The following is a 25931-nucleotide window of genomic DNA, read 5'->3' on the forward strand; positions in this document are numbered from 1 at the left end:
TGCATAGCCTGTAGGGAAGAAAGAGCAGATGTTTCGGGGGAATATGAAGAGAAGAACACGAAATATCGTCTGGAGCCTGCTGATGATCCTGGCGCTTCTTGCAGCGCCCTTGAAAGTGACTGCGGCAGAGCAGAATGGAGAATCTTCCGACAAGCAGCAGAACGAAACAACGGAACAGAAAACAGAAGAGACGGAGGAGACAGCACCGGAGATGACACCGGACCTTGGGCTGACTTCGCCGTCTGTTCTTTTGATGGAGGCACAGACCGGAACTGTTCTGTACGAGAAAAATGCGTCGGAACAGCGAAGCCCGGCGAGCATCACAAAAATCATGACGCTGCTGCTGATTTTTGAAGAGCTCGAAAAAGGGACGCTCCAGCTGACCGACGAAGTGACGACGAGTGCGCACGCCAGAAGTATGGGCGGGTCCCAGGTTTTTCTGGAAGAGGGCGAAAAGCAGACCGTTGAGACGATGATCAAGTGTATTGTCGTTGCTTCGGGAAACGATGCATCTGTAGCGATGGCAGAGCATATTGCGGGGACAGAAAGCGAGTTTGTCAGCCGGATGAACCAGAAAGCAAAAGAACTCGGCATGAACGACACGAAGTTTGAGGACTGCTGCGGCCTCACGGATTCCGACGGCCATTACACGACAGCGCAGATGTGGCGAAAATGTCTCGGGAGCTGATCGAGCGCTTTCCGCAGATCCTGAACTATTCCTCTATCTGGATGGAAGAGATTACGCATGTCACACAGAAGGGAAGCAAACCATTCACCCTCACCAATACAAATAAGCTGATCCGCGGCTATGAGGGCTGTGTGGGACTGAAAACAGGAAGCACCTCGAAGGCGAAGTACTGCGTCTCGGCAGTGGCGAAGAAAAATGATCTGACGATGCTGGCAGTCGTGATGGGAGCACCGGACTACAAGGTGCGGTTTGCAGATGCAGCGTCACTGTTCCAGTATGGGTTTTCGTCCTGCAGCATCTACATAGACCGGGAACGCGATCCCCTGCCGGAACTTTCGGTTGTTTACGGAAAGCAGGATACGGCAGAACTGGAATATGCGGAAGAATTCCGCTATCTTACGACGGGCGGGACGGTGATTGGTGAAGTGGAAAAAACGATGGAACTGCCGGAAGAGGTGCAGGCCCCTATCCAGAAAGGCGAGTGTGCCGGAAGAGTTGTTTACAAAGCAGACGGTGAGGAACTTGGTTCCGTTGCGATTTTATATGGAGCAGACGTGGCAAGAGCCGGCATGTGGGACCTGTTCGGATGTACGATGAAACAATATTTTCTTGGGACGGCATAAAGCCGGAGTATCATGCGCGAAAAGGAGAAAAACATGGCAAAGAAAAATTACTATGCGGTAAAACAGGGAAAGGTTCCGGGCATCTACCGGACATGGGATGCGTGCAAAGCGCAGGTACACGGTTATCCTGGCGCAATTTACAAGGGATTTGAGCGTCTGGAGGAGGCAGAGGCCTTTCTGAGCGGCGGTAAAATGCCGGAACCATTGCTGCGGGAAACAATCGGAACGTATTTCGCTGCCCCGGAACGAAAGGCAGTACAGAGCACGGCAGCACCCGATCCTTCTTCTTGGGACTGGGAACACCTGATTCTGGCGGAAAAACCATGCGAAGACCCGGAATACGCCGGTGTCGGCAGGAGCGCCGTCGCATACGTGGATGGAAGCTATCAGCATGCGCTCGGAAAGTTCTCCTGCGGTGTGGTCCTCTTCCTGGACGGAAAAGAGCTGAATCTTGCAGAAGAATACAGCGACCCGGATCTCGTCTCCATGCGGAATGTAGCAGGCGAGATCAAGGGCGCAGAGCTGGCCATGGCTTACTGCCTGACACATGATATTCCGGAGCTGGCCATCTATCACGATTACCAGGGAATCGCAAGCTGGTGTACGAGAGAATGGCAGGCGAAAAAACAGGGAACCATCGATTACCGGAATTTTTACGATCTGGCATCGGCCAAAGTTGCGATCCGCTTCTGCAAAGTAAAGGGCCACACCGGCGTCACCTACAACGAAAAAGCCGATCAGCTGGCAAAACAGGCATTGGGCTTATAAACAGCAGGGAAAACGGGTTGTCATACACCGAAAAATCAAGTATAATGAACGGTATGAGAAAATTTACAACGACCTATTACAAACTTTCGTCAAACGGAAAATTTCCGGAAGGAAACGGTTTTCGTCTGGCGTTTATCAGTGATCTTCACAATATGGAGTTTGGCCCGGACAACACGGTGTTAAAGGCAGTCATCGATGAGGCGGCTCCGGATCTTGTCATCATCGGCGGGGACCAGATTGTGGCAAAGCCGGGGGAGAACCTCGACCCGGGTCTGAGTTTCGCGGAACGTCTTGCGGAGGAATACCAGGTAATCTATGGCTGCGGAAACCACGAATACCGTCTGAAGCTGTATCCGGAACAGTACAGTGATCTGTATGAAAAGCTCCGGGAGCGCCTGAAAAAGGCAGGAATCTGCTATCTGGAAAATGAGACGGCGGATCTTACCATCAGCGGCTGTCCGGTCCGGATCTACGGCTATGCCATGGACCGCACCTATTACAACCGCTTTTACCGCGGACCGCTGCCGGTTTCGGAACTGACGGACCACCTTGGAAAACCGGATCCGGCGCGCTACGGCATTCTGCTGGCGCATCACCCTGCCTACCGCAGCTCCTATGCATCATATGGAGCCGATCTGACGCTTTCCGGCCATTATCACGGCGGCGTGGTGGGCCTTGGCGCGCACCGGGGGCTTGTGACGCCGGATTTCCGCCTTTTTCGAAAAACTGCCGCGGGCTGTTCCTGACGGGCGGCACCTGCCAGATCATCAGCGCAGGAACGGGCGAACACACCATTCCGGTCCGCATCTGGAACAGAAGAGAATTGATTATTACAGATATCGGGAAACCGTAAGGGAGAACAGAGCACATGGCGATACCAGTAAAGCTTCCGGTGTTTGAAGGACCGCTGGACCTTCTTCTTCACCTGATCGATAAAAACAAAATAGATATTTACGATATCCCCATTGTAGAGATTACGGACCAGTATCTGGAATACATTCATCAGATGGAGCGGGAAGACCTCGACATCATGAGCGAGTTCATGGTCATGGCGGCGACGCTTCTGGATATCAAATGCCGCATGCTGCTTCCAAAAGAAGTGAATGAGGAAGGCGAGGAAGAGGACCCGAGAGCCGAGCTGGTGCAGCAGCTTTTAGAGTACAAAATGTATAAGTACATGTCGTACGAGCTGCGTGACCGCATGAACGAGGCGAGCCGTTCCGTGTACAAGGAACCGACGCTTCCAAGAGAAGTGCTGGAGTACAGGACGCCGGTCGACACCTCCGAGCTCCTCTCGCAGATTTCTCTCGCGAAGCTCAATACGATCTATAAAATGATTTTAAAGCGCCAGGAGGACAAGATCGACCCGATCCGAAGCAAGTTCGGAAAGATCGAAAAAGAAGAGGTCAGCCTGCCGGACAAGATGACGTATGTCGAGCAGTTTGCTGTTAAAAAACGCCGCTTCAGCTTCCGCGACCTTTTGGAATCCCAGCCGGGCAAGGTGCATGTGATTGTCACCTTCCTTGCAATCTTGGAGCTGATGAAAACCGGCAAAATCCGGATCAGCCAGGAGGAGCTTTTCGGGGATATCCTGATTGAATCCCTGGAGGATGAAGACACCGTAGTTGTGCCGTATACAGACGAGACAGACAGTGAGGACAAGACAGATGGAAGAACAGAACAGGAATAAAGAAACTGCCCCGGGTGAGGCAAGACGCCCCTCTTCGGTCGAGGAGGCGGAAGCAGCCATCGAGGCAGTCCTTTTTGCGATGGGAGATTCCGTGGAGCTGGGAAGGATTGCAAAAGCGATCGGCCATGACACGGAGACGACCCGCAGGATTCTGAACCATATGATGGAAAAATATAATACGAAAGACCGCGGCATCCACATCGTGGAGCTTGAAAATGCGTATCAGATGTGCACGAAACAGGAATATTATGATTATCTTGTCAACATCGCCATGCAGCCGAAGAAGGCGGTTCTGACCGACGTCATGATGGAGACTCTCTCGATCATTGCCTACAAGCAGCCGGTCACGAAGCAGGAAATCGACAAGATCCGCGGCGTCAAGAGCGATCACGCGGTCAACAAACTGGTGGAGTACAATCTGGTGCAGGAGCTTGGCCGCCTCGACGCGCCGGGCCGCCCGATTGTGTTCGGCACGACCGAAGAATTCCTGCGGAACTTCGGCGTCGATTCCACCGACAATCTGCCGGAGATCAGTCCGGTCAAGATGGAGGACTTCCGCGCAGAAGTGGAAGAGGAAATGCAGATCAAGCTGGATGTCTGATCCGGCAGGAGAAAAAAGAAGGGAGATACCGATATGCCTACTACGTACGCACACGACAGGTTCGGAAGAGAAGTTTATGAACAGCTTCCGGCAAATTTGAAAAAGATCATTCGAGAAAACAAAAAACTGTATCTGATCGGACTGCACGGGCCGGATATCTTCTTTTATTACCATCCGTTCTCGAAAAACCGTGTGTCTGATTACGGAACGTTTCTGCATGAGCAGACGGCTTCCGTTCTGTTCGAGGATGAGGTGAAAAAGTATCAGCAGAGTCCGTCAGAGGCGATGGAAGCGTATCTGTTAGGCTTTGCCTGCCATTACCTTCTCGATTCGACGTGTCATCCGTATATCGGGAAATTTGTGGATCACACTGGAATTTCCCATGCAAAGATTGAGACGAGCCTTGACCAGTACTTCATGCTGGAGGACGGCCTCGATCCGCTCGTATACCGTCCGGCATCGCCGATCTGCCCGCACACCGACGGCAACAAGGTCATCCACCGCTGTTTTCCGGAAATCGGGGAAACAGAAATTGTCGAATGCCTGAAGGGCATGAAGCTCTGGACGAGAATCACGATCTGCCGCAGCAGTGCGGTAAGAAGCCTTCTTCTTGGAGTGATGAAACTGGTCGGCTGCTACGATTCGATGGGCGGCCGTGTGATGCCTGGAAGGCCGCAGAAGGAATGCGAAGCGGGCACACGGAATCTTGTCCACCTGTACGAAAGAGCACTTGCAGAGGCGCCGCAGGAGCTTGTAAAGCTGGATGAAGTGCTCCATGGAAACGGAACGCTTTCCCCGCGCTTTGACCACAATTTTGATTAAAACAGACTTTTGAGAGCAACAGTAAGAACAGAAAAATCCCGGCAGGAATCTTTCCTAAGAATTCCTGACCGGGATCTTTTGTGCCCGAAAGCAGATCTTTAATTTGATTTTACTTCACGCCACAGCTGGTTGTAAACCTCATCGGCATCATCGCCAAGATACGTAAAGGTTTCGCACCGTGCAAGCGTTTCCTCATCCGGGAAGGCGATTTTACTGTTTCGGATATCGTCATCCTCAATCAGTTCACGCGCCGCATCATTCGGCGTAGAGTAGGTAATATACTCAAAGTTTTTCAGTGCGATGTCCGGCCGGCAGAGGAAATTCAGGAATTTCTCTGCGTTCTCGACATGCTGCGCATCTTTTGGAATGCACCAGGAATCGATCCAGACGTTGGAGCCTTCTTTTGGAACAACGTATTCCAGATCCGGGTTTTCACGCTTCGTGTAGATAGCTTCACCGGAGTAAATAACGCCGATAGCCGCCTCATTTCCGATCATCTTGTCACGCACCTGATCCACAACGTACGCCTGCACGAGCGGTTTCTGTGTCACAAGCAGATCCTTCGCCTCCGTCAGTTCCTTGATATTGGTGGAGTTTAAGGAGTATCCCAGATCCTTTAAAGCAACAGCAAACGCATCGCGCACGCTGTCCTGCATCAGAATGCTGTCGCGGTAATTGGTATCCCACAGAACAGACCAGGAGTCGATCGGCTCGGTTACCATTTTTTTGTTGTACAGAATACCAATTGTTCCCCAGCAGTACGGGATCGAGTAGAGATTGCCCGGGTCGAACTGCTCGGAAGTCTCGTAGTACATATCTCCAATGTTGGAAGCGTTCGGAATATGGTCAAAGTTGATCGGTTGCAGCAGATCGTTCTGGATCATCTTCTGAATCATATAGTCGGACGGGCAGACAAGATCGTAGGAAATCGCACCGGATTTGATCTTCGGATACATGATTTCGTTCGTCTCATACTCCTCGTAAACAACGTGGATACCGGTTTCTTCCTCAAAGATATCGATGACATCAGAATCCATATATTCGCCCCAGTTGTACACAATCAGCTGCTGGGAGCCGCCGGCTGAAGCATTCTGGCTTCCGTAGTAAATACCGCCGCCGCCGATGACAAGCACCATGGCGATCGGAAGAATCCGGCGGAAGACCACACGTTTTGTGATGCGGAAACGGATGCCCTTCTTCGCCATAGCCTCGCGCTCTTTTGCCTCCTCTTTTTCTTCCTTCGGAGAAGGATTCACATTCACAAGGAGCAGCAGAAGCAGTACGGTGACAAAAAGAATCGTGGAGAGCGAGTACATCTCCGGCTTGATTCCCTTGCGGACTTCGGCATAAATCTTTGTGGAGAGCGTATCAACGCCCGGTCCCTTGGTGAAGTAGGTGATAACGAAATCATCGAGGGACATCGTAAAGGAGAGCAGAAAGCCCGAAACAACGCCCGGCATGATGTCCGGGAAGATAACTTTCCAGAATGCATACAGCGGAGAGGCACCAAGATCGAGGGCTGCCTCGTACGTTGATTTGTTCGTCTGCTTTAATTTCGGCATAACGCTCAAAATAACATAAGGAACATTGAACGTGATATGCGCCATCAGAATCGTGCCGAATCCAAGCTGAATGCGGCAGATGATAAAGAGCAGCATCAGCGAGATTCCCATAACGATCTCACCGTTCAGCATCGGGATGTTCGTAATACCCATGAAAAGCGTCCGGCTTTTTTTTGACATGCTGTTGATGCCGATGCACGCAAGCGTTCCAAGGATGGTTGCAATCGCAGAGGCAAGAAGCGCAATGATTAACGTTGTATACAGCGCGTTCATGATCTCTGTATTGGCAAACAGTGAACGGTACCAGTGCAGCGTAAAGCCGCCCCATTTGGCACGCGTTTTTGATGCATTAAAGGAGAGCACCACAAGGGTGACAATCGGCGCATACAGAAGAATAAAGATGAGCGCCATGTAAATTTTTTCCAGTTTCTTTCTCAAAATGCCGTTCCCTCCCCGTCTTTATCGTATTTGTTCATCAGAACCATCGACAGGATGATGAAAATCATCAGGACTGTGGAAAGTGCGCTTCCGGCATTCCAGTTGTTGGTCTGTTTGAACTCCTGCTCGATGACGTTTCCGATCAGAAGGATCTTGCTTCCGCCGAGCAGGTCGGAAATAACAAAGGTTGTAAGCGCCGGGATAAATACCATGGTAATACCGCTTACGATACCCGGCGTGGTGAGCGGCAGCGTTACTTTCAGGAAAGTCTGTACGCTGTTCGCTCCGAGGTCTCTTGCTGCGTTGATGACGTCACGGTCGATCTTAATCAGGACATTGTAGATCGGCAGAACCATAAACGGCAGGAAGTTGTAAACCATACCGAGAATGATCGCTCCCGGTGTGTTGATGATGGAAATGCCGGGCAGATGGAAAAACGAGAGAATGCTGTTGATGACGCCGTTTTTCTCAAGCAGTGTCTGCCATGCAAGCGTACGGAGCAGAAAGTTCATCCACATCGGGAGAATGAAGATCAGCACAATAAAGCTGGTCTGGTTGACATTCCGGTTTGCCGGAATCATGGCAAGCGGATAGGCAAGGACAAGACAGAGTACTGTGCTAAGGAGTGAGAGCCACAGAGCCAGGCCAAGTGCCTTGATGTTTTCCTTCGTTGCAACGTAGGCAAAATTCGAAAGGGTAAAGCCGCCTTCTTCCCCGGTGAACGCATAGTAGAGAATCAGGATCAGCGGGATGATGATGAAACCAACAGCCCAGACGGCATAAGGTGCTGCCAGCCATTTCTTTAATTTATTACTCTTCAATGGCTGCCGCCTCCTCATCTTCGGATTCCGGTTTGTTCATGATCTGGATATCAAATGGATCGACATGGATGCCGACTTCCTGTCCAACCGGGAACAGATCGGTAGAGTGAACGAGAAGCTCAAAACCGTTCACCGTAACCTCCATCTCATAGTGAACACCTTTGAAAATCAGATGGGTGACACGTCCGCGGATGGTACCTTCCTCCGGTTTCACAAGATCAATATCCTCCGGGCGGATCACAACGTCGACCGGTTTGTTTTTGCCGAATCCGACATCAACGCACTCGAACTTCGCACCGAGAATCTCGACGAGACGGTCCTCAATCATGATGCCGTCGAGAATGTTGCTGTCACCGATGAAGTCTGCAACGAATGCGTTCTGCGGTTCATTGTAGATGTCTTCCGGTGTGCCGATCTGCTGGATATAACCCTGGTTCATGACAACGATCGTGTCCGACATGGTAAGCGCCTCTTCCTGATCGTGGGTGACATAGACAAAGGTGATACCAAGCTCGTTTTTCAGACGGATCAACTCGTACTGCATATCCTGACGGAGCTTTAAGTCAAGTGCGCCGAGCGGCTCATCCAGAAGGAGAACTTTCGGTTCGTTGACAATCGCGCGCGCAATGGCGATTCGCTGCTGCTGGCCGCCGGAGAGAAGCGCCGGGGAGCGGTTTTCGTAACCCTCAAGGTTAACAAGTTTTAATGCGTATTTGATTTTGTCATTGATATATGCTTTGGATTTTCCCTTGATTTTCAGCCCGAAAGCGATGTTTTCCGCAATCGTCATATGCGTGAAAAGAGCATATTTCTGGAACACCGTATTTAACTGGCGTTTGTTCGGCGGAAGCTGGGTGATATCCTGTCCGTTAAATAAAACCTTTCCGGCATCCGGCGTCTCAAAACCGCCGAGAATACGTAATGTGGTTGTTTTTCCGCAGCCGCTCGGGCCAAGGAGGGTAAGAAATTCGTTTTCACGGATATAAAGATTCAGATCATCCAGAATGGTAACTCCGTCGTACGATTTTGTGATGTTGACGAGATCAAGTAATTTGGTACTCATGTGTAAAATGCTCCTTTCGGGTCGTTTATTTTGGAGCACCGTTTTTCGTGAAAATCACGCGGTGCGGAAATCTAAAAATAAGGCGGTGAACTGATCCAGAGAATGACAGCGGGCGTTTTGCCCGGGTTTTCCAGATAGTGGTCACAGGAGGCGGGGTAGTAAAAGCTCTCGCCTTTTTTCGCCTTATGGCACTCGTCCCCGAGATGAATGAGGACACGGCCGGAAAGTACGTAGCCGAATTCCTCGCCTTCATGCGGCGAATCTACTTCGGTACAGGCGCCGCTCTGCAGTGTCAGCCGGATCGGCTCCATTCGGTTTTTCTGTGCGTTCGGAACGATCCATGCGATCTCGTTGCCCTGCGCTTCGTCGGTTTTTACAAAGTAATCTTCCTCACAGAAGACGATCTGGTTATCCTGCTCTTCGCCGAAAAACGTTTTCAGATCCGTTCCAAGGCAGGTAAGAACATCCACCAGCGTGGCGATCGAGGGAGAAGTCACATCGTTTTCGAGCTGGGAGATAAATCCCTTTGACAGCTCGCTGCGATTCGCCAGTTCTTCCTGTGTCAGGCCCTTGCGCATGCGCAGTTCCCTGATTTTCTTTCCGATTTCCATAAAAAATCCTTTCTGTATCCAAAGTCTTACCGGGATCTCTTTTTGAAACAAGGATTCTCAGAAAATCTCAGTAAAAATAAACAAAAAGTTTAGTAATTCTATACAACCACGGGAAATTATACAGGATATGAACCGTGCTGTCAATAACTTTGTGAAATTTTACCATGATTTTACAGGGAACCTCATATAATGAAGAAGAAGCAGACAAAAACCGGCCCCAAAAGCGTGACCGGCTTTTCCATTTTAAAGATTTATCTGCAGGAAAAACAACAAAAGGAGGATTGGATTTTGAACAGAAAAAGAAGAAACAGGGCGGGATTTTTTCTGGGAATCCTGCTTCTGCTTTTTGGAAGTATGCCTGCAGCCGCCGCCAGGCAGGAGAGTGAGCCGAATCAGCTGTTTGCAACTGCGGCATGCCTGATGGATGGCGATACCGGCCGTGTGCTCTTTGGAAAACGCGAAACGGATCCGATGGCGATGGCGAGCACGACCAAAATTATGACGTGTATTCTGGCGCTGGAAAACGGCGGAGAGCAGGCAGTTGCGACAGCATCCGCCCAGGCGGCAGCGGCACCGAAAGTCCATCTCGGTGTGTACGAGGGCGAGCAGTTTCTGCTTGGCGATCTATTATATTCCCTGATGCTGGAATCACACAACGATGCGGCGGTGATGATCGCAGAGACCATCGGAGGAAGCATAGAGGGTTTTGCCGCGCTTATGAATGAAAAAGCCGCTGCAATCGGCTGTACGGATACACATTTTGTGACCCCAAACGGTCTTGATGCTTCCGATGCAGGCGGGGATCACCATACGACTGCGGCTGATCTGGCGCGGATCATGCGCTACTGTATTAAAACTTCACCGAAAGCCACCGAATTTCTTGCCGTGACGCAGACGAGATCCTATACGTTCTGGGATCTCGAAAAGAAAAATATGTTCAACTGCTGCAACCATAATGCCCTGCTGGACCAGATGGAGGGAGCCATTTCCGGAAAAACCGGTTTTACGGCAAAAGCGGGATATTGCTACACGGGAGCACTGGAACGGGACGGGAAGTGCCTGATTGTAACACTGCTTGCATGCGGCTGGCCCAATCACAAAAATTACAAATGGGCGGATGCCGCAAAACTTTTAAATTACGGGCTGGAATCGTATACGTACCGGGATGTGCTGGACCACAGCTGGAAGCCGGGACGGATAGAAGTAACAGACGGTGTTTATGACGGCCTGCTGCAAACAAAAAGCAGCGCCAGTCTTACCCTTGTAAGCCCGGCGCTTGATCCGGCGCGGTCGCTTCCTGTTCTCTTAAAAGAGACAGAAATACCGAAAAAAGACATTTTTTTACCGGAGCTCATCGAAGCCCCGGTAAAGAAAGGAGAAAAGGTCGGTTCGATGACGTACTCGATTGATGGAATACTTCTCGCGGAATATCCCGTCTACGCCGCCGAAACGATCGAAAAAATTGATTATGGATGGTGCATGGAACAGGTCGCGGAGCGCCTTTTCTGTCACGCCTCTGTGTGAGTCACCTTTGCGAGAGTTTCCTTCGAAAGAATTTTCCAGATATTGCAGAGAAACAGCGTAACGGCAGTGACAACGGAGCAGACATCTGCGATCGGTTCCGCATAGTAAACGCCCATAACGCCGAAGAAATGCGGCAGAATGAGTGCAAGCGGGATCAGAAGAATGACTTTCCGGAGCAGTGCGATAAAAAGAGAAATCTTCGCCTGGCCAAGACCGAGAAAGGAACTCTGTACGCCGCTCTGCAAGCCGAAAATTGCCATGCCGGCAATGTAGACCGGAAGCACTTTTGCCACAATAGCAATCAGCTCCGGATCCGTGGTGAAAAGACCGGCGAAAAGAGCCGGGCGGAGCATTGCAAACACAACGTAGACGAAAGTGGCGGTAAACGTGATAGCGATCATGCGCCGGATCGTCTGGCGGACGCGGTCAAACTGACCGGCACCAAAATTGTAGCTGATGATCGGCTGCACACCGTTTGTGAAGCCGTTGACCGGCACAAAAATGAGCTGCAGCACCGACTGGAGAATGGTCATCGAGCCGACGTAGAGGTCGCCGCCGTACGTCTGCAGTCCGTGGTTCATGACGATGGTAATGGCGCTTTCTGTTGCCGACATAATAAACGGCGAGATGCCGAGCGCCATGACAGAGCCTAAAATAGTAAAATCCGGCTTCATCGTGCGCAGGGAAAGGCGGATGCCTGATTTTTTCGAGGTAAGGAACCGCAGAACCCATGCGGCACTCAATGCCTGGGAGAGAACGGTAGCGAGTGCGGCACCGGAAACACCCATATGAAGAACAAAGATGAAAACCGGGTCAAGGCCGATGTTGACAACCGCGCCGATGAGGACAGAGCACATCGCTGTGCGGGCATGTCCCTGGCAGCTGATAAAGGTATTCAGCCCGACAGCCAGTTCAACAAATACCGTTCCGACAAGATAAATCGAAATATACGTGGAAGCATATCCAATCGTGTTGTCACTTGCGCCGAAGAGATACAGAAGCGGTGTCTGAAAGACAAAGAAAAATGCCATCAGAAGCACGGAAAAAAAGAGCAGCAGGGAAGTAGAACTTCCGAGGATCTTTTCTGCACGTTCCCGGTTTTTCTGTCCGAGTGCGATTGCAGCAAGGGGGGCACCGCCTCCGCTTGCAAATCCGGCGAATGCGGAGATGATGGTGATAATCGGAAATGTGACGCCGACACCGGTAAGCGCTAAAGAACCGACATCGGGAATCCGGCCGATATAGATGCGGTCTACAATGTTATAAAGTACATTTACAATCTGTGCGAGGACAGAGGGAAGGGCCAGCTCGAGCATCAGTTTCCCAATTTTTTCGGTGCCGAGACGGCCGTCTTGCTTGGTCTGCATGGAAAAACCTCCTGTTTTTTTGATGATGAATCGCATATTTTTCTGCGTCCTTTTCGTGGACATTGCTTCTATTATAACTTTTCAAGAGCAATCCTGCAAGAAAAAAACGGAAAACTTGAGGATCCATTGTGAAAGTCTACAGGCTTTTCCCGGAAACGGGAAACAGGGTGTACGAAAGGAAAAAAATATGGTACGCTATAGAGCGGCACGAAAGTGGTTTCGTGAAAAAATAGAAAACAGTGTAAATAGATGGAGGAAAATCATATGCGAAATCTGTTAGTAGCGCAGTCCGGCGGCCCGACCGCGGCAATCAATGCAACGGTGGCAGGAGTTGTCTCCTGCGCAGTGCTGTCTGGAAAAGTAGATCATATTTATGGTGCAGTAAATGGAATTGAAGGCGTGCTCGCAGAAAAATTTCTTGACCTTGGGAAAAAACTGGATTCAGCAGAAAAAATCTCACTTCTAATGCAGACACCGGCGGCAGCGCTTGGTTCCTGCCGTTACAAACTGGGGGACCCGAAAGAGAATACAGAGGATTTTGAAGAGATTCTCCGGATTTTTCGCAGACATGAAATCCGTTATTTTATCTATATCGGCGGAAATGATTCGATGGATACCGTAAACAAGCTGTCAAAATACTGCAAAGAGAACGGTGTGGAGGATGTGTTTGTTGTCGGCGCACCAAAGACGATCGACAACGACCTCGTCGGAACGGATCACTGCCCGGGCTTTGGCTCCGCGGCAAAATATCTGGCAGCAACCTTTGCCGAGCTGGAAAGAGACTGCCACGTCTATGAGAAAAAGGCAGTTACGATCGTGGAGGTTATGGGAAGAAATGCCGGATGGCTGACTGCAGCGTCTGCTCTGTCCCGCGTCAACGGCGGAGAGGGACCGAATTTGATTTATCTCTGCGAGCCGGCGTTTGACACCGAGCAGTTTTTAAAAGATGTGCAGGAAAAACTGGAACAGAAGGACAGCGTTCTGGTTGCAATCAGCGAGGGCATTCACGACAGCGAGGGTCGCTACGTGTCCGAGCAGGTGCAGAGTGATGCACAGGATCAGTTCGGCCACAGCTACATCGCAGGCTCCGCCAAGGTGCTCGAGGAGCTGGTGCGTGACCGCATCGGCTGTAAGGTAAGATCCATTGAGCTGAACCTGATGCAGCGGTGCGCGGCCCATCTTGCGAGTGCGACCGATCTTGAAGAGTCCCGTATGCTCGGCATGAAAGCCTGCCAGTGCGCACTCGAAAAGCAGGGAGGACAGATGGCATCGATCCGGAGAATCTCTGCCGATCCTTACCGCGTGGAGTATACCTCCGTTCCGGTATCGGAAGTGGCAAATAAAGAAAAGAAAGTGCCGCTTTCCTGGATTACAGAAGATGGTCATGATGTGACCGAGGAGATGATGGCGTATCTTCGTCCGCTGATTCTTGGCGAACCGGCGATGCAGTATGAGAATGGAATTCCGGTTCACATTGAACTATATTAAACCGAAGGAAAAACGTGTAAGAAAAGCCGCCGCCGGGCGGCTTTTTTGTACGATGCGGAAAGAAAACAGGACTTTTTGAAAAAGGAAAGGCCGGGAAAAATCAAGTTTGACCTTCCATTTATAATAGGAAAAATCTGAAATTTTTCTGTCTATTTTCTGTCAAAAAGGTGAGAAAAAGTATTGAAAAAAAACGAAAAAACAGATATGATAGACTTGTATAAAATTTGTTTAAAATTTTATAATGAAAATAGAAAGATGGAGGTTTGAAGAATGAGTAACACAGCACAAAGTTTAGCGAGCACAAGAATCGCCTCTTTGCTGGATGAAAACAGCTTTGTGGAAATCGGCGGACAGGTTACTGCCAGAAGCACAGATTTCAACATGGCCGGCATGGAGACACCATCCGATGGTGTAATTACTGGTTACGGTGTGATCAACGGCAGCCTGGTATACGTATACAGCCAGGATGCGTCTGTGATGGGCGGTACCATCGGCGAAATGCATGCAAAAAAAATCGCGAGACTGTATGAGTTTGCACAGAAAACAGGTGCTCCGGTCATCGGACTGGTAGACTGTGCCGGTATGCGTCTGCAGGAGGCAACTGATGCTCTGAACGGTTTCGGCGAAATCTATATGGCGCAGGCAATGGCATCCGGCGTGATTCCACAGATCACGGCAGTATTTGGCACATGCGGCGGCGGTATGGCACTCATCCCGGCTATGACAGACTTCACGTTCATGGAGTCTAAAAACGGAAAACTTTTCGTAAACTCCCCGAACGCACTGGACGGAAACCACGTATCCAAATGTGATACCGCATCCGCAGATTTCCAGGGCGAAGAAGCAGGTCTTGTTGACTTTGCTGGAACCGAGGAAGAAATCCTCGGACAGATCAGAAACCTGGTATCTATGCTTCCGGCAAACAATGAGGACGAAGCATACACCGAGTGCGAGGATGATCTGAACCGTGCATGTGCAGACCTTGCAAACTGCGCAGGCGATACCGGAATCCTTCTTTCCCAGCTCAGCGACAACGGCATCTATTTTGAGACCAAAGCCGCTTACGGAAAAGATGTTGTAACCGCATTCATCCAGTTAAACGGAGCAACCGTAGGAGCAGTTGCAAACCGCTCTGAAATCTACGGCGAGGACGGAACTGTAAAAGAGAAAATGGATGGAACCTTAAGCGCAAGAGGAGCCAAAAAAGCAGCAGATTTCGTAAACTTCTGCGATGCTTTCTGCATCCCGGTACTTACCATCACAAACGTAACCGGATTCAAGGCAACCAAATGCTCTGAGAGAACCATGGCTAAGAACGCAGCAGCCCTGACCGCAGCTTTCGCAAACGCAACCGTTCCGAAAGTAAACGTTGTTGTCGGCAAAGCATACGGAAGCGCATACGTTGTCATGAACAGCAAATCCATCGGAGCGGACATGGTATTTGCATGGCCGAACGCAGAAATCGGAATGATGGATGCAAAATCTGCAGCAAAGATCATGTACGAAGGATCTGACGCTGCTACCATCAACGAGAAAGCAGCTGAATATGCAACCCTTCAGAACAATGTAACTTCCGCAGCCAGAAGAGGCTATGTGGACACCATCATCGAGCCGGAAGACACCAGAAAATATGTTATCGGCGCATTCGAGATGCTGTATACCAAGAGAGAAGACAGACCGGACAGAAAACACGGAACAGTCTAAGGAAGGTGGCATACGATGAGAAAGAACTGGAAAAAATTAGTAAGTCTCGTCCTTACCGCAGCCTGCACCATGGTTGTGACCGTAGCTCCTGTTTTTGCGGATGCGGCATCTACACCGGCTTATTCACCGGTTGAGGCATCTACGGTAGATTCTCTGCTCTCCTCCAGTGTTCAGTGGGTAGGACAGAGCCTGATGACCTACAGCGATGACGATCTTGTCAATATGGAAGCTTCCGACCAGCAGTTCTATGCAAGAGCAGCTGAGGCATGGGAAGAGGCAAAGGCTGACCTCGGAGAGGTAAAAAGCCTGGAAGACGGTACTCTCGAAGTAGACGGAGATTTTGTAACCTGCACAATTCCGGGTGAATTTGAAAAAAATCCTGGTATTGTCCGCGTATTCTGGAACATCAGCACCGGAACACCAGTTCCGACCGACCTCACCATCACCGTTGAGGAGTCAAAGGGCGTTCTGATCGGCCAGGCCGGCATGAACACCATCATCGGAATCGGTACCGTATTTGTTATGCTGATTTTCCTGATTTTCGTTATTTCTTCGTTTGATTACATTTTTGGAGACAAGAAGAAGAAAAAAGCACCGGCAGCACCTGTACAGGAAGCACCGAAGGCTGTCGCAGCACCGGTTGTTGAAGAGACAGCACCGGAAGCAGACGATATGGAGCTGCAGGCTGTTATTACAGCTGCAATCGCCATGTATGAAGAAGATATGGCTTCTGCATCCGGAGATGCTTATGTTGCACGTCCGATCCGCAGAAAAGGCAAAAGAGCTTAAGGAGGAAATTTTCAATGAAAAACTACACCATTACCGTAAACGGAAATGTATATAACGTAACTGTAGAAGAAGGAACCACAGCAGGCGCAGCTCCAACAGTCAGCGCAGCAAAAGCAGCTCCGGCACCAAAAGCAGCACCGGCAGCACCGAAAGCAGCAGCTCCGGCAGGCGCAGCAGGCAGCGTAGAGGTTACTGCTTCTGTACCTGGTAAAATCTGCAAAATCGAAGCAAACGTAGGCGCAGCTGTAAAAGCAGGCGATACGGTTCTTGTACTGGAAGCCATGAAGATGGAAATCCCGGTTGTAGCACCGCAGGATGGCACAGTAGCAACCATCAATGTAGCAGTAGGCGATGCAGTAGAATCCGGTGACGTTCTTGCAACCATGAACTAATGCCCGTTGTAAGAAAAAACCGGAGGTGAAAAAATGATTACTGAAACTTTAAACAACCTGCTTCACCAGACGGCGTTTTTTAATCTGGACTGGGGCAATTACGTTATGATCGCAGTGGCTTGCTTCTTCCTGTATCTTGCGATTAAGCATGAATTTGAGCCGCTGCTTCTTGTACCGATCGCATTCGGTATGCTGCTTGTAAACATTTACCCGGACATCATGGCTGAGCCTTATACCGACGTACAGGGTCTTGAGCATGCGGGTGGTCTGTTCTACTATTTCTTTACTCTGGACGAGTGGAGTATCCTTCCGTCCCTGATCTTCATGGGCGTAGGTGCGATGACAGACTTCGGTCCGCTGATTGCAAACCCGATCAGCTTTATCATGGGTGCAGCAGCACAGCTTGGTATCTATCTGGCATATTTCTTCGCTATTTTCATGGGATTCAACGGAAGAGAGGCAGCAGCTATCTCCATCATCGGCGGTGCCGACGGCCCGACTTCTATCTTCCTTCTGAATAAGCTCGGACAGCAGCACCTGATGGGACCGATTGCCGTAGCAGCATATTCCTATATGTCACTGGTGCCGATCATCCAGCCGCCGGTCATGAAGCTTCTGACTACAGAGAAAGAGCGTAAAATCAAAATGGAGCAGCTTCGTTCCGTATCCAAACTCGAGAAGATCCTGTTCCCGATTGTTATCACCATCGTTGTCTGCATGATCCTTCCATCTACCGCTCCGCTGGTAGGTATGCTGATGCTTGGTAACCTGTTCCGTGAGTGCGGCGTTGTAAAACAGCTCCAGGAGACAGCTTCCAATGCCATGATGTACATCGTAGTTATCCTTCTTGGTACTTCCGTTGGTGCATCCACAAGTGCTGAGGCATTCTTAAATGTCAGCACCTTAAAGATCGTTGCCCTGGGTCTGATCGCATTCGTATTCGGCACCGCAGGCGGTGTCCTGTTAGGAAAGGTACTGTGCAAGGCAACCCACGGAAGAATCAACCCGCTGATCGGTTCTGCAGGTGTATCTGCGGTACCTATGGCAGCCCGTGTATCCCAGAAAGTCGGTGCGGAGGCAGATCCGACGAACTTCCTGCTGATGCATGCAATGGGACCGAATGTAGCCGGTGTTATCGGTACAGCCGTAGCGGCCGGTACCTTCATGGCGATCTTCGGTGTATAACTTCTTAAGACAAACAAAAGTGAGAAACACTTAATTTAGGAGGATAGAAATGGCAGTAGAAAAGAAACCTGTCAAGATTATGGAAACTGTTCTGCGTGATGCACATCAGTCCCTGATCGCGACGAGAATGACAACAGAACAGATGCTTCCGATCATCGATAAAATGGATAAAGTCGGATATCACGCAGTAGAGTGCTGGGGAGGTGCAACTTTCGATGCTTCCTTACGTTTTCTGCATGAAGATCCATGGATGAGACTGAGAAAACTCCGTGACGGATTCAAAAATACAAAACTGCAGATGCTGTTCCGCGGACAGAATATCCTGGGATATCGTCCGTACGCAGACGACGTAGTAGAGTATTTCGTACAGAAATCCATTGCAAACGGAATCGACATCATCCGTATTTTTGACTGTATGAACGATCTGCGCAACCTGCAGACCGCTGTCAGCGCAGCAAACAAAGAAAAAGGCCACGCACAGGTAGCACTTTCCTATACTTTAGGAGATGCTTATACCCTGGATTACTGGACCACCATGGCAAAGAGAATCGAAGAGATGGGTGCAGATTCCATCTGTATTAAAGATATGGCAGGCCTGCTCGTTCCGTACAAGGCAACTGAGCTGGTAACCGCGCTGAAAGAAGCAACCGATCTTCCGATTCAGCTGCACACCCACTATACTTCCGGTGTTGCATCCATGACGTACCTGAAAGCAGTAGAGGCTGGTGTTGATATCATCGATACCGCAATGTCTCCCTTCGCTATGGGTACTTCACAGCCGGCAACTGAGGTTATGGTTGAAACCTTCAAAGGCACTCCATACGATACTGGTCTGGATCAGAACAAACTGGCTGAGATCGCAGATTACTTCCGTCCGATGAGAGACGAAGCGCTCGATACAGGCCTCTTAAATCCGAAGAACCTTGGCGTAAATATCAAGACTCTTCTGTATCAGGTACCGGGCGGTATGCTCTCCAACCTGACAAGCCAGTTAAAAGAGCAGCACGCAGAGGACAAATACTACGATGTACTCGAAGAAGTACCGCGCGTAAGAAAAGACCTCGGCGAGTGCCCGCTGGTTACTCCGTCTTCCCAGATCGTTGGTACCCAGGCTGTATTCAATGTCCTGATGGGCGAGCGTTACAAGATGGTAACGAAAGAGACAAAAGACGTTCTTGCCGGAAAATACGGTGCAACTGTAAAACCGTTCAATCCGGAAGTACAGAAGAAATGCATCGGCGATACCGAGCCGATCACCTGCCGCTACGCAGACCTGCTTGAGCCGGAGCTTCCAAAACTGGAGAAAGAGATCGAGCAGTGGAAACAGCAGGATGAGGATGTATTAACCTATGCTCTGTTCCCGCAGGTAGCTGTAGACTTCTTCAAATATCGTGAAGCACAGCAGACAAAAGTAGATCCGGCAGCCGCTGACAAAAAAGACGGCGCATATCCGGTCTAAATAAAATCTGAGTAAAAAAATCAGCCGGTGTTCTGTGTTCCCCGTAAAAAGGGAATGCAGAACACCGGCTTTCCTTTTCAGCTTTTCAGCCATTGCGCCAGTAATTTATTCGTGTTATAATTCAAAAGATTGAGGTGTGTCCGAAAAAGAATCAGGATGCCCCCAAAAGAAGAAATGTGGATGCCGAACGGCATTTGCAGATCGGAAAAACAAATCAGGAAGAAAATAACATGAAAAAAGAAAAAGAACAGTCTTCTTCAGAAGAGCAGAAGGCAGCGAACGAGAATCTCCTCATTCGTCTGAATCAAAATTACGGAAAGTTGAGCAAAGGACAGAAGAGGCTGGCAGATTTTATTACGGCACATTATGACCAGGCCGTATCGATGACGGCAGCGCGCCTGGGACAGCAGGTCGGCGTCAGCGAATCGACAACGGTTCGCTTTGCGATGCAGCTTGGCTACGCGGGATATCCGGAGTTCCAGCGCGCACTGGAGGAGATGGTGATGAACCGTCTGAATTCGGTGCAGCGGATGCAGTTTACGTATGGCCGCGTGCCGCAGGGAGAAATTCTGGAGACCGTCCTGCAGTCGGACATTGAAAAAATCAAGATGACGCTGGAAGAAGTGGACCGGAGCGCCTTTGAGCGCGCTGCGGATACGATTCTTTCTGCGCGGACAATCTACATTGTCGGCATTCGGAGCTGCGCGCCGCTTGCGAGCTTTCTGGCGTTCTATCTCCATATGATTTTCCCGGATGTGCGCCAGGTACAGACAAACAGTTCCAGCGAGATTTTCGAGCAGATGATCCGCATCACGGAGGATGATGTGGTGATCGGCATCAGCTTCCCGCGGTATTCGATGCGTACGATGAAGGCACTGGAATTTGCGAACAGCCGCAAAGCGAAGGTAATTACGATCACAGACAGTGTGCATTCACCGATGAATGTTTATGCAGCCTGTACGCTGATTGCCAAGAGCGATATGGCATCGATCGTCGATTCTCTGGTGGCCCCTTTGAGTGTAATCAATGCGCTTGTCGTGGCGCTCTGCATGAAACGCCAGGCGGATGTGAAAAAGACACTTGAGAGCATGGAAAAACTGTGGGATGAGTACCAGGTTTACAGCAACGATGAAATCAACGGGCTGGACGATGCACGTCCCATGGGCGGAAAAAAGGCAGCTCTGCCGGTAAAGGAGAAAGCATGAGAAAAGCAGCAGTAATCGGCGGAGGCGCCGCCGGAATGATGACCGCCGTGCTTGCCGCCGGCGAAAAGACAGAGATTCATCTCTATGAAAAAAATGAAAAGCTGGGAAAGAAGCTGTTTATCACAGGAAAGGGCCGCTGCAATGTGACAAACGACTGCCCGACAGAAGAGTTCTTCACGAATGTGGTGACAAACCCGAAATTTCTGTACAGCTCCGCCTACAGCTTTGACAGCGCCCAGGTGCAGGAGTTTTTCGAAGCGGCAGGTGTCCGCTTAAAAGTGGAGCGCGGAAACCGTGTATTCCCGGAGTCAGATCACTCCTCGGATATTATCCGCGCGCTGGAGACGGAACTGAAACGGAAAAATGTGCAGGTGCATAAGAATACAAAAGTAAAAGAGCTTCTTTTCGAAGGAGACCGCGTGAAAGGAATCCGCCTGGAAAACGGGAAAGAGCTTTTTTACGATGATGTCGTTGTCGCAACCGGCGGTATGTCGTACCAGACGACGGGGTCGGATGGAGACGGCTACCGTTTCGCAGAAGAGGCAGGACTTGCCGTCACTCCGCTCCGCCCGGCGCTGGTGCCGCTGGAAACAGAGGAAGCGTACATCCGTGAGCTGCAGGGACTCTCCCTGAAAAATGTGACGATGACGATTAAAAACGGCAAAAAGACGCTGTTCGATGGATTCGGCGAGATGCTGTTTACACATTTCGGAATTTCCGGCCCGCTGGGGCTTTCTGCGAGCTCCTACATCGGAAAAGCACTGGAACAGCAGCCGCTGAAAGGATATCTGAACCTGAAGCCGGCACTCACGGAAGAACAGCTGGATGCGCGGATCCTGCGTGAATTTGAGGAAAACCGGAACAAACAGTTCCGCAACGTGATCAACAGTCTGTTCCCGGCGAAACTGCTTCCGGTGATGCTCTCTCTTGGCGGGATCGACCCGTACAAACAGGTCAATGCCGTATCGAAAGCGGAGCGTCAGCACTTTGAAGAGCTGATCACGCATTTCCCGTTTACAGTAACCGGAACACGGGGTTTCCGTGAAGCAATTATCACACAGGGTGGTGTTTCCGTGAAAGAGATCCGTCCGGGCACGATGGAGGCAAAGAAAAAAGAAGGTCTGTACTTCGTAGGAGAAGTGCTCGATCTCGATGCACTGACCGGCGGCTTCAATCTGCAGATTGCCTGGGTAAGTGCCCATGCTGCAGCCGAAGAGATCCGGGCAAAGGAAGAACAGGAATAAAATATGGATCACAGATTTTAGAATTTTCAGGAGGAAGAGAGAAGATGAGATTTAATCTTGCAATTGACGGACCGGCAGGCGCTGGCAAAAGTACAATCGCAAAACGTGTGGCAAAGGAGCTTTCGTTTGTCTACGTTGATACAGGAGCAATGTACCGTGCCATGGGCATCTATTTTTCAGATCTTGGCATTGCACCGGAAGAGCAGGAAAAAATTGAGGCAGCCTGCAAAGATGTGAAAATTTCCATTTCCTACGAAAACGGAGAGCAGCAGGTTTATTTAAACGGCGTCAATGTCACCGGAAGACTGCGCACCGAGGAGGCTGGAAAGATGGCATCCGCGACAAGCGCCTATCTGGAAGTACGGAAAAAACTCGTGGAGCTGCAGCAGGAGATGGCGGAGAATACGGATCTTGTGATGGACGGCCGCGATATCGGAACTGCCGTTCTGCCGAACGCACCGTTGAAAGTCTATCTGACAGCAAGTGCCCATGTCCGCGCACTGCGCCGCTGGAAAGAGCTGACCGAAAAGGGACAGACAGCCGATCTTGCGAAAATCGAGGAAGATATCAATGAGCGTGATTATCAGGACATGCACAGAGAGCATTCCCCGCTGGTACAGGCAGAAGACGCCGTACTCGTTGACAGCTCTGAAATGACGATCGATGAGGTTGTGGAAAAGATCTTAAGCCTTGCCCGCGAGCGCATGTAAACGCGGCAGAGAAAAGAGGAGAAGAAAAACAGATGGAAGTAACTGTTGCAAAAAGTGCAGGCTTCTGCTTCGGCGTCAAACGGGCGGTCGATACGGTATACCGTGAAATTGAGAGCGGTGAAAAGCCGGTCTACACCTTCGGGCCGATTATTCACAACGAACAGGTTGTGGAGGATCTCGAAAACCGCGGCGTGCAGGTGATCCATTCGGAAGATGAACTAGAGGGGCTTTCCGGCGGAACCGTTGTGATCAGGTCGCATGGCGTGTCGCGGGATGTCTGTGAAAAGATCGAAGCGCGCGGCATGAAGATTGTAGATGCGACGTGCCCGTTTGTCAAGAAGATCCACCGGATTGTGGACGAGGAGGGCAGAAAAGGCCGCCACGTCGTCATCATCGGAAGCGCGGATCATCCGGAGGTACAGGGCATCATGGGATGGGCGAGCGGCCCGGTTACCGTGATGCATACCGCCGAAGAAGCGGAAAGTTTTGTGCCCGAAAATGGAAAACCAATATCTATTGTGGCACAGACGACATTTAATTACAACAAATTTAAAGATTTAGTTGAAATTTTTTTGAAAAAGAGTTATGATAGTACTGTTTTAAAGACTATCTGCAACGCTACCGAGGAAAGACAGACGGAAGCGAGAGCAATTGCCAGGAAGGTTGATGCCATGTTTGTCGTGGGAGGCAGACATAGTTCAAACACGCAAAAGCTGTATGAGATATGTAAAGAAGAATGTAAAAATACTTACTTTATAGAGACACTCGTTGATTTGGAATCTAAGCCTTTTCAATCATTTGGTCGCGTAGGTATTACAGCTGGGGCATCCACCCCGAATAAAATAATTGAGGAGGTTCAAAAAATGTCAGAAATGAGTTTTGAACAAATGCTGGATGAATCATTTAAAACAATCAGAAACGGAGAAGTCGTTGAGGGTACTGTAATCGATGTCAAAGACGATCAGATTATCCTGAATATCGGATACAAAGCCGATGGTATTCTTACCAAAAACGAATATTCCAACGATTCTTCCATCGATCTTCACACCGTTGCACAGCCAGGTGACAAAATGGAAGTCAAAGTTCTGAAAGTAAATGATGGAGAGGGACAGGTCCTTCTTACTTACAAGAGACTTGCTGCTGAAAAAGGCAACAAGAGACTCGAGGAAGCATTCGAGAATCATGAAGTTCTGAAAGCAAAAGTAACACAGGTACTGAACGGAGGATTATCCGTAGTTGTTGAGGAGACCAGAGTATTCATTCCGGCCAGCCTTGTATCTGATGTATATGAAAAAGATCTGTCTAAATATGCAGATCAGGAAATTGAATTCGTTATTACCGAGTTCAACCCGAGAAGAAGACGCATCATCGGTGACCGCAAACAGCTCATCGTTGCTGAGAAGAAGAAACTGCAGGAAGAACTGTTCGCACGCATCGCAGTTGGCGATGTTGTAGAGGGAACTGTTAAGAATGTTACCGATTTCGGCGCATTCATCGATCTGGGCGGAGCTGACGGACTGCTTCACATCTCTGAGATGTCCTGGGGCCGCGTAGAGAACCCGAAAAAAGTATTCAAAGTTGGTGAGACTGTAAAAGTTCTGATCAAAGACATCAACGGCGACAAGATTGCTCTTTCCTTAAAATTCCCGGAAGAGAATCCGTGGCTGAACGCTGCTGACAAATACGCTGTAGGCAACGTAGTAGAAGGCTGTGTTGCCCGTATGACTGACTTTGGTGCATTCGTTGAGCTTGAGCCGGGCGTAGATGCTCTGCTTCATGTTTCCCAGATTTCCAGAGAGCATGTTGAGAAACCGTCTGATGCACTGAAAATCGGACAGGAAATCACTGCAAAAGTAGTTGATTTCAACGAGGAAGACAAAAAAATCTCTCTGAGCATGAAAGCTCTGGAAAACGAAGAGCCAGTAGAAGAGTAAGAATAATTTAACTTGCAGGTGCTGCAGTTGGATGATTAGAATGCCGTAGACAACCGGGTTTCCTGAACAGACAGGAAACCTGTTGCCTGCGGTATTTTCTTATCATCCTGTTTTTGGCACCAGAAAAGAAAAAGGGGATGAAAGTTTATGTGGGAGACGAAGATTCTGGGTGTGGATCTGTACCACGTTCTAGCATGGTTCTGGCTGTACAGCTTCTGCGGATGGATCTGGGAGAGTTCCTATGTATCGATCCGGCAGAAAAAACTGGTCAACCGCGGTTTTGTCAATGGTCCGCTGCTGACACTGTACGGCACCGGCGCTGTTATGGTATACTTGATCCTGCGCCCGTTTGAAGCGAACGTCTGGGCACTGTATTTCGGAGGTGTCATTGTAGCGACGGTTCTGGAATATGTAACCGGCGTGCTGATGGAGACCATTTTTCATGCGCACTGGTGGGACTACAGCAATCAGAAGTTTAATTTTCAGGGAAAGATCTGCCTCAGCAGTTCGATTGCCTGGGGATTCTTTACACTGGGGCTGTTCTATATTCTGCAGCCGATTGCCGTGAAAGTAGTGAATCTTGTTTCGGATACTACAGGAGAGATCATTGTTTCCGTTGTTACCGTCTGCTATCTGGTAGATTTTGGATTTTCCGCAGCCGCAGCATTCCAGCTGGGACAGAAGATGCGCAGTCTGGAGAAAACGTGGGGAGAATTTCTGAAATATCTGCAGAAATCCCGCTTTAACCAGCTTGCCGAGGAGATGAATGCGAAAGTACAGCAGTATCGTGCAGAGTATTCCAGAGATAAGATGAAAGAATATCTGGCCGAGAAGCGCCAGACACTGTCTGAGGCAATGGAGCAGATGCAGAAGCTGGAGAAGGAGCGGAAAGAAGCCGAGGGAAGAAGAAATCCGCTTTTCGAGTCGAAGAACCGCCTGATGGAGTTCGGAGCAGAGCAGAAGGAACGCCTGACCGAGTTCGGAGCAGAGCAGAAAGAACGGTTTGCGGCACTTGGATTTGATGTGCGCAGTGATAAGATGCCGGATCTTAAAGAGCTGCTGGAGCGCTTTGACCAGATGACAAAACCGCAGCTTCCGACCAACTGGCTGATGCGCCTGACAACGAAACGTTATCTGCGCGCCTATCCGCATCTGCAGGGAACGCATCATGCTTCTCTGAAAAAGGAAGAAAAAAAGGTAGAAGAGAAAGAAGAGAAAAAATAAAGGACTGCTTGGAAAGGAC

Annotated in this window: 24 protein-coding genes; 19 read left to right on the forward strand and 5 right to left on the reverse strand. The window is 49.8% G+C overall.

What is annotated here, in order from left to right; all coding sequences use genetic code 11:
• Positions 1-43 precede the first annotated feature (43 nt).
• From DXA55_RS18340 to DXA55_RS02005, 7 genes are all read left to right on the forward strand, one after another.
• Complete coding sequence (locus tag DXA55_RS18340; protein ID WP_330415070.1) at positions 44-688, forward strand: D-alanyl-D-alanine carboxypeptidase family protein; 645 nt, start codon at positions 44-46, stop codon at positions 686-688.
• Entirely contained in the window at positions 673-1311 is a 639-nt protein-coding gene (locus tag DXA55_RS18345) for a D-alanyl-D-alanine carboxypeptidase family protein (RefSeq protein WP_330415081.1), read from the forward strand. The genes DXA55_RS18340 and DXA55_RS18345 overlap by 16 nt, the downstream gene beginning before the upstream one ends.
• Positions 1312-1344: 33 nt before the next feature.
• Positions 1345-2079: a ribonuclease H1 domain-containing protein gene (locus DXA55_RS01985; RefSeq protein WP_117812897.1), complete on the forward strand. Its 735-nt coding sequence runs from the start codon at positions 1345-1347 to the stop codon at positions 2077-2079.
• A 53-nt stretch (positions 2080-2132) separates the two neighbouring features.
• A complete protein-coding gene (locus DXA55_RS01990) occupies positions 2133-2825 on the forward strand; it encodes a metallophosphoesterase (protein WP_158565011.1) in 693 nt (230 codons plus the stop codon).
• 122 nt (positions 2826-2947) lie between these two features.
• Positions 2948-3769, forward strand: a complete 822-nt coding sequence (locus tag DXA55_RS01995) for a segregation and condensation protein A (protein ID WP_117812899.1) — start codon at positions 2948-2950, stop codon at positions 3767-3769.
• Entirely contained in the window at positions 3747-4370 is a 624-nt protein-coding gene (scpB, locus tag DXA55_RS02000) for an SMC-Scp complex subunit ScpB (protein WP_022462321.1), read from the forward strand. Before DXA55_RS01995 ends, scpB begins: the two co-directional genes overlap by 23 nt.
• Positions 4371-4403: 33 nt before the next feature.
• Entirely contained in the window at positions 4404-5192 is a 789-nt protein-coding gene (locus tag DXA55_RS02005; RefSeq protein ID WP_117812900.1) for a zinc dependent phospholipase C family protein, read from the forward strand.
• 98 nt (positions 5193-5290) lie between these two features.
• Here the strand turns inward: DXA55_RS02005 and DXA55_RS02010 are convergent, their stop codons facing one another.
• From DXA55_RS02010 to DXA55_RS02025, 4 genes are all read right to left on the reverse strand, one after another.
• Positions 5291-7165 (reverse strand): extracellular solute-binding protein, encoded by a 1875-nt coding sequence (locus DXA55_RS02010; protein WP_191901174.1) that lies wholly within the window; start codon positions 7163-7165, stop codon positions 5291-5293.
• Between the two features lie 23 nt (positions 7166-7188).
• Positions 7189-8031 carry an ABC transporter permease gene (locus DXA55_RS02015; RefSeq protein ID WP_117812902.1) on the reverse strand — a complete coding sequence of 281 codons (843 nt, stop codon included), beginning with the start codon at positions 8029-8031 and terminating at the stop codon, positions 7189-7191.
• Complete coding sequence (locus DXA55_RS02020; RefSeq protein ID WP_117812903.1) at positions 8003-9076, reverse strand: ABC transporter ATP-binding protein; 1074 nt, start codon at positions 9074-9076, stop codon at positions 8003-8005. Before DXA55_RS02020 ends, DXA55_RS02015 begins: the two co-directional genes overlap by 29 nt.
• A gap of 71 nt (positions 9077-9147) precedes the next feature.
• On the reverse strand, positions 9148-9687 hold the full coding sequence (locus DXA55_RS02025; protein WP_117812904.1) for a helix-turn-helix domain-containing protein: 540 nt from the start codon (positions 9685-9687) through the stop codon (positions 9148-9150).
• A 288-nt stretch (positions 9688-9975) separates the two neighbouring features.
• Here DXA55_RS02025 and DXA55_RS02030 point away from each other — a divergent pair, with 288 nt between their 5' ends.
• Positions 9976-11211 (forward strand): D-alanyl-D-alanine carboxypeptidase family protein, encoded by a 1236-nt coding sequence (locus tag DXA55_RS02030; protein ID WP_227093425.1) that lies wholly within the window; start codon positions 9976-9978, stop codon positions 11209-11211.
• Here the strand turns inward: DXA55_RS02030 and DXA55_RS02035 are convergent.
• A complete protein-coding gene (locus DXA55_RS02035) occupies positions 11196-12578 on the reverse strand; it encodes an MATE family efflux transporter (protein ID WP_117812905.1) in 1383 nt (460 codons plus the stop codon). The genes DXA55_RS02030 and DXA55_RS02035 overlap by 16 nt on opposite strands.
• Positions 12579-12842: 264 nt before the next feature.
• Here DXA55_RS02035 and DXA55_RS02045 point away from each other — a divergent pair, with 264 nt between their 5' ends.
• The 11 genes from DXA55_RS02045 to DXA55_RS02095 all read left to right on the forward strand — a co-directional run bounded on the left by DXA55_RS02045 (position 12843) and on the right by DXA55_RS02095 (position 25912).
• Positions 12843-14066 carry a 6-phosphofructokinase gene (locus tag DXA55_RS02045; protein WP_117812907.1) on the forward strand — a complete coding sequence of 408 codons (1224 nt, stop codon included), beginning with the start codon at positions 12843-12845 and terminating at the stop codon, positions 14064-14066.
• Positions 14067-14336: 270 nt separating this feature from the next.
• Positions 14337-15770 (forward strand): acyl-CoA carboxylase subunit beta, encoded by a 1434-nt coding sequence (locus tag DXA55_RS02050; protein WP_022462330.1) that lies wholly within the window; start codon positions 14337-14339, stop codon positions 15768-15770.
• Positions 15771-15785: 15 nt separating this feature from the next.
• Positions 15786-16559: an OadG family protein gene (locus DXA55_RS02055; RefSeq protein ID WP_117812908.1), complete on the forward strand. Its 774-nt coding sequence runs from the start codon at positions 15786-15788 to the stop codon at positions 16557-16559.
• A 14-nt stretch (positions 16560-16573) separates the two neighbouring features.
• Positions 16574-16951 (forward strand): biotin/lipoyl-containing protein, encoded by a 378-nt coding sequence (locus DXA55_RS02060; protein ID WP_117812909.1) that lies wholly within the window; start codon positions 16574-16576, stop codon positions 16949-16951.
• A 33-nt stretch (positions 16952-16984) separates the two neighbouring features.
• Positions 16985-18136 (forward strand): sodium ion-translocating decarboxylase subunit beta, encoded by a 1152-nt coding sequence (locus DXA55_RS02065; RefSeq protein ID WP_022462333.1) that lies wholly within the window; start codon positions 16985-16987, stop codon positions 18134-18136.
• 49 nt (positions 18137-18185) lie between these two features.
• Positions 18186-19595, forward strand: a complete 1410-nt coding sequence (locus DXA55_RS02070) for an oxaloacetate decarboxylase subunit alpha (protein WP_022462334.1) — start codon at positions 18186-18188, stop codon at positions 19593-19595.
• Positions 19596-19825: 230 nt separating this feature from the next.
• Positions 19826-20800, forward strand: a complete 975-nt coding sequence (locus tag DXA55_RS02075) for a MurR/RpiR family transcriptional regulator (protein WP_022462335.1) — start codon at positions 19826-19828, stop codon at positions 20798-20800.
• Complete coding sequence (locus tag DXA55_RS02080) at positions 20797-22044, forward strand: NAD(P)/FAD-dependent oxidoreductase (RefSeq protein ID WP_117804071.1); 1248 nt, start codon at positions 20797-20799, stop codon at positions 22042-22044. The genes DXA55_RS02075 and DXA55_RS02080 overlap by 4 nt, the downstream gene beginning before the upstream one ends.
• Positions 22045-22088: 44 nt before the next feature.
• Positions 22089-22754: a (d)CMP kinase gene (gene cmk / locus DXA55_RS02085; protein ID WP_022462337.1), complete on the forward strand. Its 666-nt coding sequence runs from the start codon at positions 22089-22091 to the stop codon at positions 22752-22754.
• A 32-nt stretch (positions 22755-22786) separates the two neighbouring features.
• Positions 22787-24688, forward strand: a complete 1902-nt coding sequence (locus tag DXA55_RS02090) for a bifunctional 4-hydroxy-3-methylbut-2-enyl diphosphate reductase/30S ribosomal protein S1 (protein WP_117509002.1) — start codon at positions 22787-22789, stop codon at positions 24686-24688.
• Positions 24689-24835: 147 nt separating this feature from the next.
• Positions 24836-25912: a putative ABC transporter permease gene (locus tag DXA55_RS02095; protein ID WP_055226378.1), complete on the forward strand. Its 1077-nt coding sequence runs from the start codon at positions 24836-24838 to the stop codon at positions 25910-25912.
• Positions 25913-25931 lie beyond the last annotated feature (19 nt).

The organism is Blautia sp. OF03-13, assembly GCF_003460685.1.
GTDB lineage: Bacteria > Bacillota > Clostridia > Lachnospirales > Lachnospiraceae > Fusicatenibacter > Fusicatenibacter saccharivorans.

What these genes read in the sequence shown, in the direction of transcription:
- DXA55_RS01990 (WP_158565011.1), top strand. Translation starts at nt 2,133, where the DNA reads ATGAGAAAATTTACAACGACCTATTACAAACTTTCGTCAAACGGAAAA.
- DXA55_RS02045 (WP_117812907.1), top strand. Translation starts at nt 12,843, where the DNA reads ATGCGAAATCTGTTAGTAGCGCAGTCCGGCGGCCCGACCGCGGCAATC.
- DXA55_RS02070 (WP_022462334.1), top strand. Translation starts at nt 18,186, where the DNA reads ATGGCAGTAGAAAAGAAACCTGTCAAGATTATGGAAACTGTTCTGCGT.
- DXA55_RS02065 (WP_022462333.1), top strand. Translation starts at nt 16,985, where the DNA reads ATGATTACTGAAACTTTAAACAACCTGCTTCACCAGACGGCGTTTTTT.
- DXA55_RS02015 (WP_117812902.1), bottom strand. Translation starts at nt 8,031, where the DNA reads ATGAGGAGGCGGCAGCCATTGAAGAGTAATAAATTAAAGAAATGGCTG.
- DXA55_RS02010 (WP_191901174.1), bottom strand. Translation starts at nt 7,165, where the DNA reads ATGGCGCTCATCTTTATTCTTCTGTATGCGCCGATTGTCACCCTTGTG.
- DXA55_RS02090 (WP_117509002.1), top strand. Translation starts at nt 22,787, where the DNA reads ATGGAAGTAACTGTTGCAAAAAGTGCAGGCTTCTGCTTCGGCGTCAAA.
- DXA55_RS02025 (WP_117812904.1), bottom strand. Translation starts at nt 9,687, where the DNA reads ATGGAAATCGGAAAGAAAATCAGGGAACTGCGCATGCGCAAGGGCCTG.
- DXA55_RS02055 (WP_117812908.1), top strand. Translation starts at nt 15,786, where the DNA reads ATGAGAAAGAACTGGAAAAAATTAGTAAGTCTCGTCCTTACCGCAGCC.
- DXA55_RS01985 (WP_117812897.1), top strand. Translation starts at nt 1,345, where the DNA reads ATGGCAAAGAAAAATTACTATGCGGTAAAACAGGGAAAGGTTCCGGGC.
- DXA55_RS01995 (WP_117812899.1), top strand. Translation starts at nt 2,948, where the DNA reads ATGGCGATACCAGTAAAGCTTCCGGTGTTTGAAGGACCGCTGGACCTT.
- DXA55_RS02095 (WP_055226378.1), top strand. Translation starts at nt 24,836, where the DNA reads ATGTGGGAGACGAAGATTCTGGGTGTGGATCTGTACCACGTTCTAGCA.
- DXA55_RS02035 (WP_117812905.1), bottom strand. Translation starts at nt 12,578, where the DNA reads ATGCAGACCAAGCAAGACGGCCGTCTCGGCACCGAAAAAATTGGGAAA.
- DXA55_RS18345 (WP_330415081.1), top strand. Translation starts at nt 673, where the DNA reads ATGTCTCGGGAGCTGATCGAGCGCTTTCCGCAGATCCTGAACTATTCC.
- DXA55_RS02060 (WP_117812909.1), top strand. Translation starts at nt 16,574, where the DNA reads ATGAAAAACTACACCATTACCGTAAACGGAAATGTATATAACGTAACT.
- cmk (WP_022462337.1), top strand. Translation starts at nt 22,089, where the DNA reads ATGAGATTTAATCTTGCAATTGACGGACCGGCAGGCGCTGGCAAAAGT.
- DXA55_RS02050 (WP_022462330.1), top strand. Translation starts at nt 14,337, where the DNA reads ATGAGTAACACAGCACAAAGTTTAGCGAGCACAAGAATCGCCTCTTTG.
- DXA55_RS02020 (WP_117812903.1), bottom strand. Translation starts at nt 9,076, where the DNA reads ATGAGTACCAAATTACTTGATCTCGTCAACATCACAAAATCGTACGAC.
- DXA55_RS02005 (WP_117812900.1), top strand. Translation starts at nt 4,404, where the DNA reads ATGCCTACTACGTACGCACACGACAGGTTCGGAAGAGAAGTTTATGAA.
- DXA55_RS02080 (WP_117804071.1), top strand. Translation starts at nt 20,797, where the DNA reads ATGAGAAAAGCAGCAGTAATCGGCGGAGGCGCCGCCGGAATGATGACC.
- DXA55_RS02075 (WP_022462335.1), top strand. Translation starts at nt 19,826, where the DNA reads ATGAAAAAAGAAAAAGAACAGTCTTCTTCAGAAGAGCAGAAGGCAGCG.
- scpB (WP_022462321.1), top strand. Translation starts at nt 3,747, where the DNA reads ATGGAAGAACAGAACAGGAATAAAGAAACTGCCCCGGGTGAGGCAAGA.
- DXA55_RS18340 (WP_330415070.1), top strand. Translation starts at nt 44, where the DNA reads ATGAAGAGAAGAACACGAAATATCGTCTGGAGCCTGCTGATGATCCTG.